Here is a 13,692-nt window from a genome sequence, read left to right on the forward strand (position 1 = left end):
GGAGCGTCCGATGGAGCATGAACCACTGGTCCTGGACACGACGGGTGTCGATATCCAGGGCGAATCCGCCAGGATTCGCGCGCGCGGACCTGTCGCCCTGGTGGCGTTACCCGGCGGTGTGCCCGCGTGGTCGGTGACCGATGCCGTCCTGCTCAAGACTCTGCTGGCCGACCCGCGCGTCTCCAAAGATCCGCGCAGGCACTGGTCTTCGTTCATCAACGGGGAGATCACCGAGGCTTGGCCGTTGTTGCCGTGGGTGGCGGTGGACAACATGTTCACCGCCTACGGCACCGATCACCGCCGGCTGCGCCGGCTCGTCTCGCCCGCGTTCACGCATCGGCGCAGCACCGCCCTGCGCCCGCGCATCGAGGAGGTCACCACCACGCTGCTCGACGCGCTCGCGGCGACACCGCCGGGCGAATCGGTCGATCTGCGTGCGCGTTTCGCGTACCCGGTGCCGATCAAGGTGATCACCGAGATGATGGGTGTGCCCGAACATCTCGGCCCCGGCCTGCACAAGTGCGTCGACGGCTTCTTCGACTCCTCGTTCACCGCCGAGCAGGCCCAGGCCAACTACCTCGAAATGTACGGTCTGATCAGCGAATTGGTCGCGTTCCGCCGGGCCACGCCGGGCGACGACGTGACCAGCGTGCTGATCGCCACCCGCGACGAGGACGGTTCGCAACTCGTCGAGAAGGAACTCGTCGACACCCTGATGCTGGTGATCAACGCGGGGCACGAGACCACGGTCAACCTGCTCGATCAGGCGATCTTCGCACTGCTGACGCACGACGACCAGCGCGCCGACGTGCTGGCCGGCCGAGTGCCCTGGTCGGATCTGGTGGAGGAGACGCTGCGGTACGAGGCGCCGGTCGCGCACCTGCCGCTGCGCTACGCGGTCGAGGACATCGAGCTCGGCGAGATCCGAATTCCCAAGGGGGAGGCCATTCTCGCGTCCTACGCGGGCGCGGGCCGCGACCCGCAGGTGCACGGCGCGACGGCCGACACCTTCGACGTGCACCGGGTGAACAAGGAGCACCTGTCCTTCGGCCACGGCGCACATCACTGCATCGGCGCGCCGCTGGCTCGGCTCGAGGCCACGATCGCCTTGCCCGCGCTGTTCGAGCGGTTCCCGAAGCTCAGGTTCGCCGTGGACCCGGCCGAGCTGGAACCGGTGGGCAGCTTCATCTCCAACGGCCACCGCACGTTGCCGGTGTACCTGACGTAGCCGCGGATCGGATCGCGCACGCACCGGCGTGCGCGGTCCGGCGGCAGGTCAATCGAGCGTGCAGATGGCGTTGGCCTGTGGCGCCTTCGCCGCCCGTTCGGTGCGCACCGTGCCGTCGACGGTGATGCGGCAGATCAGATCGGCGTCTTTACCGCCCTGCGCGGTGAGCGTCAGCAGCACGTCTTTCTGCAAGGTCAGGACCTCCTTGGACCACGGCGAGGCGACCTTGGTCTCGGAATGCGGACCCGCGTCATCGATGTAGTGCAGCCGCGGCACCGTTCCGGTCGACGAGATGACCTCGTAGCGCACCCGTTTCGGGTCGGTGGGCAGTCCGGTGCGAGTTCCGGTGGGCGGCACCGTCGTCGGCCGGGCGGTTTGCGACGTCGCCTGCACGGCGGTGGCGGAGCCGCTCGCGTCCTTGGTGGCCACCACGGCGGCCGTGGCCACGCCGCCGCCGACCACGAGCGTCACCACGATGAGCAGCACCCACAGCCAGGTCGGTAGTCGCGGCGGCCGGTCCGGCGGCTGGTGCTGCGGGACATGCGGTGGGGTGGTCATGGTGCGCCAATCGTTTGCACTGCGGCCGCGCCGAGGTCAGGAGAACCGGGTTCCGAGTCGGTCGGCGGCGGGTCTGCCGCGCTGGACAGTACTGCGCGACGCGCCACCACGCATCCGCAGCAACCGCTACCCCGAGGGCCGTGGCGGCACCAAGAGCGCGGTGAGCAAAGCCGCGGAAAGGCTTTCGGCATTGGTGTGATCGTCGACCCAGGAGCGCGTGGTGATCGTCATGGTGTGCGGCGCGGGTGCGCCGAGGCAGTGCGGGGCCAGTGCGGCGAAGAAGGCCTCGGGGTCGAGCAGGGATTCGGGGGTGTGCACACCGGGCGCGGTGGGCAGCAGGCGTGCGGCGACGGCCAGCGGGACGCCCGTGATCTCGGCCATCGACAGGCCGGGGACCTGCCCCAGTGCGGTTGCGACGGTCGCGGGGACACCGGCACGGGTGCCGCTGAGCACCGCGAACATCGGCGGCGGCGCACCCGGACGCAGGACACTCGCCGGGCGCGCGGGCGCGCGGCGTTCCACCGCTTCGACGATGCGGGCGGCGCTGTTCGCCGAGAGGAGCCGGTGATCCACGCTGTAGCGCAGGGCCGCGAGCAACGCGATGGTCCAGCGCTGACCCATCACGAGGTTGACGTTCTCCCGCGCGTGCGGATGGCCGCGGTGCAGCGTGACCGCCTCCGGATGACCGAAGGTCCAGCCGCGCGCGGGACCGATGCCCGGGTAGTGGAACCTGCGCTGTTCCAGTGCGGGCCGATCGACGAGGGCGCCGTTGCGCAGTACTCGAATGGTGCCGGTGATCTGGTGGATCCCGTGCGCGACAGCCGCGTTCGGGGTCCCGGGTACGGCCGCCGGTGGCGCGGATCCGGCGATGTGCCACCCGGTGATGATGTCGTCCACGGTGTCGAGTTCGCGGGCGGCGGTGCACGCCAACAGGTTTGCGATGCCCGGACTCGCGCCCATGCCCACCAGCGCGGTGACCCCGGCCTGCCGTGCCGCCTCGTCCAATTCGAGCATCTGCAGGGTGGGTTCCCAGTCGTCACAGATGTCGACGTAGTCGCGGCCGGCCGCGATCGCCGCGGTCAGGATCGGCACGCCGAATCGGAAGAACGGCCCGACCGCGTTGGCCACCAGATCGCAGTCCCGTAGCGCCGTGGCCAGCGCGGTCTCGTCCAGCACGTCCAGTCCGATGCCGGATACCTTGGGCCCCAACCGATCCGCGACCGCGTGTGCGTTGCGTGCGTCGAGATCGGTTACCACCACCCGCTCGACCGCGTCGTCACCGGCGAGCACCGCAGCGGTGACCCGCCCCATCTGTCCCGCGCCGCCGAGCACCAGAATTCGCATCGCTCCCCTTCCCCGGACTGCCCACCATCGTGACAGCAGCTCGCGGTCCCGGCCACTGCAGGCAGCACATCGGCAGTACTGTGGATGGCATGGCTCAGGACCCGGTGCGGCTGCGCCGTCGGATCAACAAACTCAACGGGCTGGTCAAGCTGCTGCAGAAACTGGGAATCTCGTTCAGCGACATGCACATCCTGTCGGTCCCCGGCCGTCGCAGCGGCGAATTGCGGACCGTCCCGCTGTCGGTGCTGCCGATCGCCGGTGAGCGCTACGTGTTCCAGGCCTACGGGAAGTCCGCTTGGGTGGCGAATGTGCGCGCGGCGTCCACCGTCACGTTGTCCCGTGGCCGGCGCTCGTCGGTGGTGCGAATGGTGGAATTGCCGGTGGCGGAACGCCGTACGCTGCTGCGTGCCCATATCGCGCACGGCCCGGCGCGGTTGGACGAATGGTTCGTGAAGACCGGACTGGTCGCGGAGGCAAGCCCGGCGGCCCTGGCCGAGGCGGCCGAGCGGATCGCGGTGTTCCGTATCGAGCCCGCCTGACCCGTTTCCAGCTGACCGAGCGCTGATTCCGGTAATTGTTTCCTGAAAATCAACGCCTGCCGTCGCTCATCAATATCCCGGTGTCCAGCGGGTATCGTTCCCTCGGCTGCTCGTCTCCCGGAAAACAGTGCCCTATCGCCCGACGCGATTCTCCGCATATTCCGGCGCAGCGAAATTGCCGAACGCATATGCGATGACAGTTCCTACTCATTCGGAGGCGTCATGGATTGGGAGCAGTGGCAGGAAAGCTGGGATCGGCAGCAGGAGTTCTATATGCCCGACCGCGAGGAGCGGTTCCGGGTGATGCTCGACATGGTCGAGGCCGTGGCCGGACCGGCGCCGCGGGTGCTCGACCTGGCCTGCGGCACCGCGACCATCAGCAGGCGGCTGTTCGCGCGGCTGCCCGAGGCCATCTCGGTCGGCATCGATCGGGATCCGGCCCTGCTCGCGATCGCCCGCGGCACCTTCGCGGATGACGCCCGGATGACCTTCGTGACCGCCGACATCAAGTCGCCGGACTGGATGTCGCAGCTGCCCGATGAGCCGTTCGACGCGATCGTCACCGCGACCGCGCTGCACTGGCTGAAGGCCGAACCGTTGGTTCGCCTCTACGGTGACCTCGGCAAACTGCTCCGTCCCGGCGGCATTTTCCTCAACGCCGACCACATGCCCGACCCGTCCACGCCGCTGCTGAACGCCCTGGACGAGACGGTGCAGCAGGCGCATCAGCAGCGGGTCACCGAGGCCGGCACGCTGGATTGGGCGGATTGGTGGGTGGCCGCGGCCGCCGACCCGCAGCTCGCCGCCGACGTCGCCGCCAGCCGGGAAATCCTGAGCACCCACGTCACCGGCGAGACCCATCCCGTCGAATGGCACCTCACCGAACTGCGCGAAGCGGGCTTCCTCGAAGCGGGTGTGGTCTGGCGCTCGGTCACCGACGCGTTGGTGGCCGCCATCCGCTGACACCGATAAGGGGTTGGCCGCGCGAGGGTTGCGCGCGACACTGGGGAGGTGAGCAGTCGCCTCCGGGAGCGAACGTATGAGCGGATGCTCGGGCTGGCCGCGGCGGGCCTGAGCACGGCCGATCTGATCGATGAGGCGGCGGTGCTGCTGGCCGCGGCGGTGCCGCACGACTCCGGTTGCTGGCACACCACCGACCCGGACAGCATGGTCGAGACGGGCTATCGATCGTTCGATATGCCGCCTCCTGATGCGGAGGTGGCTCGGTTCGCGTACCTGCCCGACGACTACAACTCCTTCGTCGCCCTCGCGCTCGGCCAACGGCACAGCGGGGTGCTGAGCGAAGAGACCGGTGGACAGCTGGATCGCAGCATTCGCTATCGAGAACTGTTGCGTCCCAACAACATGACCGGCGAGCTGCGCACCGCGCTGGTGATCGACGGTGCCTGCTGGGGCAATATCTCGCTGTTCCGGGAGCGGCCGCACGACTTCACCACCGACGAACGCGATTTCGCGCACGATCTCGCCGCCGTGCTCGGCCGCGGTTTGCGCACCGCGGGTGTGCTCGCCCGCTCGGCGCCCGACCACGAGCTGCGGTGGCCCGGCGTGCTGGTGCTGGATGCGGCGGGGCAGATCCTCTCGATCTCCCAGCCCGCACGGTCCTGGCTGGCCGAACTCGGCTCGGCCGACGACGCACTGCCCTTCGCGGTGCTCGCCCTGGCCGAGCGGGCGCGCACCGAACAGGAGGCATCGGCCCGGGTGCGCGGAAGCGCCGGGCGGTGGGTGTCGTTGCATGCCTCGGCCACCGATACCCAGGTCGCGCTGGTCTTGCAGGCCGCGCACCCCGGCGTCGTCGCGCCGCTGCTCTACGCCGCCTTCGGGCTCACCGCACGGGAACGGGAAGTCCTCGAGCTGGTCGTCCAGGGCTGCAGTACGGGCGAGATCGCCGAACGGCTGTTCATCTCGCCGCTGACCGTGCAGGCCCATCTCACCGCGATCTTCGCCAAAACCGGCATCCGCAGCAGACGCCAGCTCACCGGCCTGCTGTACGGGCGCGACTAGGCCGGAAATACGAGAAATCTGCGATAGGCCGGACTGTCGGCCGTCCGTAGCGTCCTTGGCATCAGGTCCCGGGTGGACCGTTCCGGTGGGAAGGGTGATTTCGGATGTCGATGGCCGGACACGAGGTGGGCTCCGCAGGCGGAGTCGTCGAATTGAACGTGCTCGATCCGGCGTTCCGGCCGGATTCGGCGGAGGTCGCCGCCGCCCGCGCCGCGAACTGGTACGCCCGCACGCCGATCGGGTTCGCGGTGCTGCGGCATCGCGAGGCCGCGGCCTTGCTCGCGGACCGGCGCGTGCGCTGGGGCGGCGTGGAATCCTTGGCCGCGCAAGGCATTACCGAAGGCCCCGCGGTGGCATGGATCGGCTCGGTGCTGCCGAGCGTAGAAGGCGCCGATCACACCCGATTGCGGCAATTGGTGAGCAAGGCGTTCAACCGAGCCTCGGTGGATCGGTTGCGACCGGTAATGCGTTCGGTTACCGAGGAACTCATCGCGCCGATCGTCGCGGCGGGCGAGTGCGAGTTCATGGCGGACTTCGCGGACCGCTATCCGGCACGGATCCTGTGTGAGCTGCTGGGTGTGCCGCGCGAACGATGGGAGGACTTCCGCCGATTGCCGAGCGAAATCGGTTTACTGTTCAGCGTTTCCGCCGTCGCGCAGCTGGATCGGATCGAGACCGCCTTGGCGACGTTGCACGAAGCGATCGATGAATTGATCGAGCAGCGCCGCACCACCCCGTCCGACGATCTGCTGACCGATCTCATCGCTGCCGAGCAAGCGGGCGACCGTCTTTCGCCAATCGAATTGCGCGCCATGACGAGTGCGCTGCTTTTCGCGGGACAGGACACCACCCGTCAGCAGATCGGTCTGGCGATGCAGACCTTCCTCGACTATCCGGAGCAGTGGCGGATGCTGGCCGAGGATCCCTCGATCGCACCGCAGGCGGTCGAGGAGATCATGCGGGTCGCGCCCGCGGTCAACACGATCTGGCGGATGACCGACGAGACCATCGAATTCGAGGACCTCACCATTCCGGCGGGCAGCTTCATCAACATGCTGACCAATGCCGCGAATACCGATCCCGCCGTCTTCGGTGGCGCCGAATTCGATATCACCGCAACCAGACCCGCATCGCATCTCATGTTCGGCGGCGGTATCCACTATTGCCTCGGCGCACCACTGGCCCGCGCCGAGATCGCCGAAGCCCTCCCGATTCTGGCCCGCCGGCTCCCGCACCCCGTCCTCGCCGCCCCCAGCCGACCCGGCCCCACCCTCGGCCCCACCGGCCCACGCACCCTGCCCCTGCGCTTCGAAACCCGGACCCCGTGATCGCGGGCTGCGCATTCAAGGGTCTGGTCGGCGACGACCACGGCAGGATCGCGAAAGATCCGGGGGCGCTTCACTCTTCGATGCGGTGGCGGGACACGAGGGTGCGGAAGATGCGGAGCCGGGAGGCGGAGCGGGTTGTGTCCTCGACCGGCGGTCTGGATCGCGGGCGGGTCGGCCAGGGTCTGCCGGGTTCGCCGAGCACGTCGCGCTCGTAGACCAGGTACCAGTGTTCGTGGTCGGGCATTGCCGCCTCCTCGCGGTCCGGACGTGTAGTGCGTACTGGACCCGAGCGTTACCGAGACCGGCCGTTCGAAGCAACGGCCGGTCACGGTTTGCACGCGCAGCGTGCTGTGTGCCTATTTGACGCCGATCGGCTTGCCGAAGAACGAGGCCACGGTCTCGCCGAAGGTCTGCGCGAGCAGCCCCAAGCCCTCGGGATTCAGGACCATGAAGCCCGCGTCGGAGGTGCTGCAGCCGGGGGCGGCCGGTTTGCCGTCGAGCCGGTCGCGCAGCCAGAGCAGCGCGGTCGCGACGCCCGAAACCTCTGTCGTCACATGCTCGCCGAGGTGTTCGCGGACGTACTGGACCTGCGCGTCCGGGCTCTGGCAGTAAGTGTCCACCAGGGTGTTGACCGGGCCGACCGGAATCAGCTCGTCCGGGTTGGCCTGGTAGATGAACATCGGCATGTCGGGCACCGCTTTACCCATGCGGGTCTTGTCCAGGGTGTCACGCACCACCGGGTTGCGCATCGGGTCGCCTTCCGGAACCCGCAGCATCCCTTTGAGATTCGCGAAGGGGAACAGACCGGTGTTGTACTGCACGCACAGGCCGCCCTTGACCACGGACAGCACCTGACCGAGCGGATCCAGGTCGCGGTTGAGCAGCGCGCCGAACTCCGGATACTCGCGTCCGATGCCGAGCACGGCGCCCATGATCATGCCCGCCCACAACTGGCCGTTGCCGTTCTCCAGCGCCGCGCCGAAATCGGCGGGTACGCCACCCTCCGCGGCCGCGACGATGTTGAGTTCGGGTGCGTAGGTCTGCTTCAGTTCGGCGGCGTGCCCGGTCGCGATCGCGCCGCCGGAATAGCCGTACATGCCGATGCGGGCGTCAGGGGTCAATCGCATAGGTTCGAAATCCCTTGCGGCCCTTATTCCGTCGAGGGTGATCCGGCCCGCCAACGGTCCGGCCGCGAACGCGCTGTCCGGGCCCTGGTGATCGGGAATGACCACGCCCCAACCCTGTTGCAGCGCGCCCTGCGCGATGACGAATTCGAGCGGGGCGACGATCTGCCCGACGAAGGTGGCCAGCGACCACTGCTGCACCGCGTACGACGGCGAGCAATACGCGGCCAGCGAGTCCTCTGCGATCTGCATCGAGACCAGCTTGTCCGGCGCCGACCCGCGCGGCTTCAGCACCGTCGCGACGGCGGGGATGGGCTCGTCGCGGCTGTTGTTGGACCGGTACGACACCTGCCAGGCGTCGACATTGACCGGGATCAGTCCCGCGTTCGCGACATTGACCTGCCGCGCCGCGATGATCTCACCCGGCGCTTTCGCCGCGACCACCTCGGCGGGCGGGCGGTAGAACCCGGGATCGAGTTCCGGCGGCAGCGGTACCGGCGCGGCCGGCTGCACCGGAACCGGAACCGCCCCCGCCGGCGCCCCCGCCGCGATACCGGCGTTCAACGTCGCCGCCGACGCCGTGATCGCCACCGCCAGCACAACCAACCGCCGAGACCACTTCGTCAACACGGTCATCTCCCTAACCCATTGTGAGACCACGTCGACTCACATCTGAGCCGAACCTACCCCGGCATTTGCCGACGAGCAATAGTCCGTCTCGGACGGCTCAATGCCGATCCGCGCCAAAGACCCTGCGACTCCACCTACGCAGATCGCCGCTCTACCAGCAAATAGACAGACTGACCTGGCATTACCTGATACTGCATGCCTCATGTACCCCCACCGCAAGACGAACCCGAGCCATCATCCACCCCCGCGTGTCCCCGACAGTGGAAGCCGCACGATCGTGATTGCTGTACACCGCGGTAGGGCTGGACGGCTCTGCAATGCGCGAGACCTCGGGGTGGTTCGTCTAGTGGAATCGAGTGGCGACAGCGACGGTGGGTGGCGCGTAATGTAACTCGGGTCACACTTCGGCGGCGCTTGGCGGTCGTCAAGGGACGGGGCTCGGTTATGGACTGGACGATCGTTGCCGGCGGGGTCAGGGCTCGTAGGGGTGCGTGGGTGCGCCTCGCGGTCGTGATGAGCGCGGCTGTGCTCTTGTTGATCGGGGCGCCGCCTGCCGGTGCCGACGGTGGCGACGGTGACTGGCCGATGTGGCAGTTCGATCTCGCCGGTTCGCGCTACAACCCGCACGAGACCGCGCTGACCCCGGCCACGGTGGGATCGCTGAAACTGAAGTGGGCCTTCGCATTTCCCGACACGATCGCCGCGTCCAGCCAGCCGGCCGTGGTGGACGGCACCGTCTATGTCGGCGGCCGCAACGGGACCTTCTATGCGCTGGACGCGAACACCGGCGCGACGCGGTGGTCGTTCCAAGCCGAGACGCCGCTCGGCGGAAACCTGCCGACCTACGGACTGCGCAACGGGCCCGCGGTCATGGACGGGATGGTCTTCTTCGGCGACAACTCGGCCAGGATGTGGGCGCTCGACGCGCAGTCCGGCGCCCTGCGCTGGGTCCGCCAGCTGGATGCGCACCGGTTGGCGATCATCACCGGCTCGCCGCTGGCCTTCGACGGCCACATCTATGTCGGTGTCTCCAGCCAGGAACTCGGCAGTGCCACCCTCGACCACTACCCGTGCTGCACCTTCCGCGGCAGTGTGGCGGCGCTCGACGCCGCGACCGGCGACATCCGGTGGCAGCACTACACGATTCCGCCGCCGGAGCCGACGCCGAGCGGGTCGCCGCCGTTCGCGCCCAGTGGTGCGCCGGTGTGGTCGTCGCCCACGATCCATCCGGAGTCACGCACGCTGTACTACACCGCGGGCAACCCTTACACCGGCTATCCCGAAGGGGCGGAAGCGATCGGCGCGCTCGATCTCGACACCGGGACCACCCGGTGGGTGCGCCGGATGACGCCGGGAGACGCGCCGTGGAACGGGCGCTGCACCTACCCGCCGCCGGGCGGCAACTGCCCGGATCCCGGCCACGACTTCGACTTCGGTTCGCAGCCGAACATTTTCGAGATCGGTGACCGGCTGGTCGTCGGCGCCGGGCAGAAGAGCGGGGTGTTCCACCTGCTCGACGCGGTCACCGGCGAGATCATCTGGCAGACCAGGCTGAACACGCCGGTCCCGGTGCTGCCCATCCCGGGTTCGGAGTCGCTGCAAGGTATCCAGTGGGGCGCCAGCTACGACGGCCAACGCCTGTACGTCGCCACATACCAGGGCACGCCGGGCACCCTGTTCGCCTTGCACCCGGCGACCGGCGACGTCCTCTGGAGTACGCCGAATCCCGCGCACGGCTGCCTGTTCGACCCGCCGCCGCTGCCGATGCTGCCGCTGTGCCAGCTCGCCATGCCGAACGCCGTCTCCACCACCCCGGGCCTGGTCTTCGAGGGCAGCATGGACGGCAAGATGCGCGTCTTCGCCGCCGACACCGGCGCCATCCTCTGGGAATACAACACCGCCCGCTTCTTCCACACCGTGAACGGCGTCCCGGGTGTCGGCGGCGGCATCAACGGCCACGGCGCCGTGATCGCCAACGGCATGCTGTTCACCAACTCCGGCTACGGCCGCCAGATCACCACCGGCATGCCCGGCAACGTCCTGCTCGCCTTCGGCCTGTGAGCAACCGCCGCAGTGCACGGAGAATGCGAAAGACCCCGCACGGCTGAACCGGCGGGGTCTTTCGTGGCGGAGGATAGGGGATTTGAACCCCTGAGGGCGTTAACCCAACCCGCGTTCCAGGCGAGCGCCATAGGCCACTAGGCGAATCCTCCGTGGAGCAGCATACCGGTAGGGGGAGGGCGGACGCCAAATGGGGGCGGGGGGAGGGCGGAAGTACCTGCTCGGGCTGTTGTCGGCGGGTTCGGGGACCCCGGGGAAGCACGGTGGGCGCGGGAGCGGCTACACTGGCCGACGGATCCCGCGCGGCGCGCATCCTGTGAACTCCCCCAGGGCCGGAAGGCAGCAAGGGTCAATGGGCTCTGCCGGGTGCGCGGGGTCCCCTTATATTTTCTCGGGGGCTGCGCACGGACCTCGTCCGGCTGACGGATAACGCCTCCAATTCCGAGCAACACACGGGTAACGTGAACACGGTTCGTCTGCGCATGCGCCAGACGGATCGAATGCCCGGCCGCCGCACATCGTCCGGCCGACACCCCACGTCCCCGCAAGCTTCGAAAGGCTGCCCAGGATGCCCCGGCAAACGCAGATCGGTTTGATGAGCCACGAGGAACTCGTGTCCGAGCACGAGACTCAGAACGCGAACTACGCGACGCTCAAGACCGAGAAGCTCACGCTGGACCTGACGCGCGGAAAACCCTCTCCGGAACAACTCGACCTGTCCGCGGCCCTGCTCTCCCTGCCCGGCGAGGGCGACTACCGCGATGCCGCGGGCACCGACTGCCGCAATTACGGCGGCCTGCAGGGTCTTCCGGAACTGCGCGCGATCTTCGGCGAACTGCTCGGCATCCCGGTGGACAACCTGATCGCCGGCAACAACGCCAGCCTCGAGCTGATGCACGACGTGCTGGCGTTCGCGATGCTGCACGGCACCAACGACTCCGAGCGCCGGTGGGCCGCGGAGGAGAAGCTGAAGTTCCTGTGCCCGAGCCCCGGCTACGACCGGCATTTCTCGATCACCGAGACGCTCGGCTTCGAGATGATCCCGCTGCCCCTCGGGCCCGACGGCCCGGACGCGCACGCCGTCGCCGAACTGGTGGCGCAGGATCCACAGATCAAGGGCATGTGGGTGGTGCCGAACTACGCCAACCCGAGCGGCGTCAATTACTCCGAAGAGGTTGTCCGGGAACTGGTTTCGATGCCGACCGCGGCACCGGACTTCCGGTTGATCTGGGACAACGCGTATGCCGTGCACCCGCTGACCGATACCGCGGCGCCGGTGCTCGATGTGCTCGGTCTCGCGGCCGCGGCCGGAAACCCCAACCGGCCCTTGGTGTTCGCGTCCACCTCGAAGATCACCTTCGCCGGCGGCGGGGTCAGTTTCCTGGGCGCTTCGACGGCGAACCTGGACTGGTATCTGCAGCACCTGTCGAAGAAATCGATCGGCCCGGACAAGATCAACCAGCTGCGGCACGTGCGGTTCTTCGGCAACGCCGAGGGCGTGCGCGCGCACATGCAGAAGCATCGCGCGATCCTGGAGCCGAAATTCGCGGCGGTGCTGCGGATTCTGGAGGACCGGCTGGGCGCCTCGAAGGTGGCGTCCTGGACCGAGCCGAAGGGCGGCTACTTCGTCAGCCTCGACGTGCTGGAGGGCACCGCGAGCCGGGTGATCGCGCTGGCGAAGGACGCGGGTATCGCGCTCACCGCCGCGGGTTCGGCCTTCCCGCTGCGGAACGATCCGGAGGACAAGAACATTCGGATCGCGCCGAGCTTCCCGAAGCTGCCGGAGCTGGAGAAGGCGATGGACGGCCTGGCCACCTGCGTACTGCTCGCGGCCACCGAGAAGCTGCTCGGCAAGTAGCGGGAACAGCGGGGCGCGTACTTCGGTACGCGCCCCGCTGTGCGCTTATTCGGGCTTGTGCGCGAGCACCGCGAACATGGTCACCGAGAGGTGGATGTCGCCGCTGGCCGCGCCCGCCTCGAGATCCTCGAGCAGCCGGTCGCGCTGTTCCTCGGTGATCACGCCGCGGGCCACCGCCATCGCCGAGATGCGGTTGACCAGCGAGCCCGCGCCCACGGTGCGATCCTGCACCAGCGCGTGCGAGCCGATCTCGTCGATCACCAGCCCCGCCTTGGTCAGCTGACCGGGCAGCCTGCGGCCGGAGAACGGGTTCGTGGTCGCGGAGACCAGCGTGTCGATCACCTCGCGCACCACCGACCGTTCGCCCGGATGCACGATCGCCGTGCCCCAATCGCTGTCCACCACCACGACCCGGCCGCCAGGCCGCAGCACGCGCGCGATCTCGTTGGCGGCGCGGGCGGGCGCGGTCAGATGCTGGAACACCCGCTCGCACAGCGCGGCGTCGAAGCTGTCCGCGCCGAACGGCAGGCCGTAGGCGTCGCCGGAATGGAATTTGGCGATCGAGCCGGTCTGGGCCGCCCGGCGTTCGGCGGAGGCGAGCAGGTTCGGGTCGGGCTCGACGCCGACCGCGACACCGTCCGCACCGACCACGTCCGCGAAGGCCAGCACCTCCGACCCGGTGCCGGAGCCGATGTCGACCGCGCGTTCGCCGGGACGCAGCGCGAGCGCGTCCTGGGCCCAGGTCCGCAACCTGCGGATCCCGGGCAGTGCGGCTTGCAGATCGCGTACGTCTACGAGCTGGTCCTGGCCTGCTCGGTCGAACCGATCCGGGCGCAACGTGTAGGTGTCCATGCTCCCGTTTCCATCTCTGGCGGACCCCGTCGTGTGGGGCGCCGATGTAGGTACTGCCGTCGTCTGAGGCATGCGCTGGAGCCTACGCGCGGCCGTATTGCCCCGCACTCCACCCCTGTGACCTGACTCACTGCCGGGCGGGTGCGCG

At 68.5% G+C, this 13,692-nt stretch carries 12 protein-coding genes, 1 tRNA gene and 1 other RNA gene; 8 read left to right on the top strand and 6 right to left on the bottom strand.

What is annotated here, in order from left to right; translation table 11 throughout:
• The first annotated feature begins 10 nt into the window (after window positions 1-10).
• A complete protein-coding gene (locus NVU01S_RS12340; protein WP_043678694.1) occupies window positions 11-1,228 on the top strand; it encodes a cytochrome P450 family protein in 1,218 nt (405 codons plus the stop codon).
• 48 nt (window positions 1,229-1,276) lie between these two features.
• Here NVU01S_RS12340 and NVU01S_RS12345 read toward each other — a convergent pair whose 3' ends face one another.
• Complete coding sequence (locus tag NVU01S_RS12345) at window positions 1,277-1,786, bottom strand: MmpS family transport accessory protein (RefSeq protein WP_052281170.1); 510 nt, start codon at window positions 1,784-1,786, stop codon at window positions 1,277-1,279.
• 126 nt (window positions 1,787-1,912) lie between these two features.
• A complete protein-coding gene (locus tag NVU01S_RS12350; RefSeq protein ID WP_043678692.1) occupies window positions 1,913-3,130 on the bottom strand; it encodes a saccharopine dehydrogenase family protein in 1,218 nt (405 codons plus the stop codon).
• Between the two features lie 89 nt (window positions 3,131-3,219).
• On the opposite strand from NVU01S_RS12350, the gene NVU01S_RS12355 reads away from it, so the two are divergent.
• From NVU01S_RS12355 to NVU01S_RS12370, 4 genes are all read left to right on the top strand, one after another.
• Window positions 3,220-3,669, top strand: coding sequence for a nitroreductase/quinone reductase family protein (locus NVU01S_RS12355; RefSeq protein WP_043678690.1), 450 nt, complete (start codon window positions 3,220-3,222; stop codon window positions 3,667-3,669).
• 222 nt (window positions 3,670-3,891) lie between these two features.
• A complete protein-coding gene (locus NVU01S_RS12360; protein WP_043678689.1) occupies window positions 3,892-4,632 on the top strand; it encodes a class I SAM-dependent methyltransferase in 741 nt (246 codons plus the stop codon).
• 48 nt (window positions 4,633-4,680) lie between these two features.
• Complete coding sequence (locus NVU01S_RS12365; protein WP_156161867.1) at window positions 4,681-5,691, top strand: response regulator transcription factor; 1,011 nt, start codon at window positions 4,681-4,683, stop codon at window positions 5,689-5,691.
• A gap of 104 nt (window positions 5,692-5,795) precedes the next feature.
• The gene (locus NVU01S_RS12370; protein ID WP_082032345.1) at window positions 5,796-7,019 is read left to right on the top strand and encodes a cytochrome P450; all 1,224 of its coding nucleotides are present in this window, start codon (window positions 5,796-5,798) and stop codon (window positions 7,017-7,019) included.
• Window positions 7,020-7,089: 70 nt separating this feature from the next.
• On the opposite strand, the gene NVU01S_RS43325 is transcribed toward NVU01S_RS12370, so the two are convergent.
• Both NVU01S_RS43325 and NVU01S_RS12375 read right to left on the bottom strand, forming a co-directional pair.
• Window positions 7,090-7,263 (bottom strand): hypothetical protein, encoded by a 174-nt coding sequence (locus tag NVU01S_RS43325; RefSeq protein ID WP_156161866.1) that lies wholly within the window; start codon window positions 7,261-7,263, stop codon window positions 7,090-7,092.
• A gap of 112 nt (window positions 7,264-7,375) precedes the next feature.
• Window positions 7,376-8,779, bottom strand: coding sequence for a lipase family protein (locus NVU01S_RS12375; RefSeq protein WP_043678685.1), 1,404 nt, complete (start codon window positions 8,777-8,779; stop codon window positions 7,376-7,378).
• A gap of 489 nt (window positions 8,780-9,268) precedes the next feature.
• Here NVU01S_RS12375 and NVU01S_RS12380 point away from each other — a divergent pair, with 489 nt between their 5' ends.
• Window positions 9,269-10,834 (top strand): outer membrane protein assembly factor BamB family protein, encoded by a 1,566-nt coding sequence (locus tag NVU01S_RS12380; protein WP_052281168.1) that lies wholly within the window; start codon window positions 9,269-9,271, stop codon window positions 10,832-10,834.
• 64 nt (window positions 10,835-10,898) lie between these two features.
• Here NVU01S_RS12380 and NVU01S_RS12385 read toward each other — a convergent pair.
• A tRNA-Ser gene (locus tag NVU01S_RS12385) sits at window positions 10,899-10,986 on the bottom strand.
• A gap of 138 nt (window positions 10,987-11,124) precedes the next feature.
• Between NVU01S_RS12385 and ffs the strand changes: the two genes are divergently transcribed.
• Together ffs and NVU01S_RS12395 are read left to right on the top strand one after the other, a co-directional pair.
• An RNA gene (gene ffs, locus NVU01S_RS12390) (signal recognition particle sRNA small type) lies at window positions 11,125-11,219 on the top strand.
• Between the two features lie 183 nt (window positions 11,220-11,402).
• Window positions 11,403-12,692, top strand: coding sequence for an aspartate aminotransferase type Ic (locus NVU01S_RS12395; protein ID WP_043678683.1), 1,290 nt, complete (start codon window positions 11,403-11,405; stop codon window positions 12,690-12,692).
• A gap of 45 nt (window positions 12,693-12,737) precedes the next feature.
• Here NVU01S_RS12395 and NVU01S_RS12400 read toward each other — a convergent pair whose 3' ends face one another.
• Entirely contained in the window at window positions 12,738-13,544 is an 807-nt protein-coding gene (locus NVU01S_RS12400) for a methyltransferase domain-containing protein (protein ID WP_043678681.1), read from the bottom strand.
• Window positions 13,545-13,692 lie beyond the last annotated feature (148 nt).

This window comes from Nocardia vulneris, from assembly GCF_001613425.1.
GTDB lineage: Bacteria > Actinomycetota > Actinomycetes > Mycobacteriales > Mycobacteriaceae > Nocardia > Nocardia vulneris.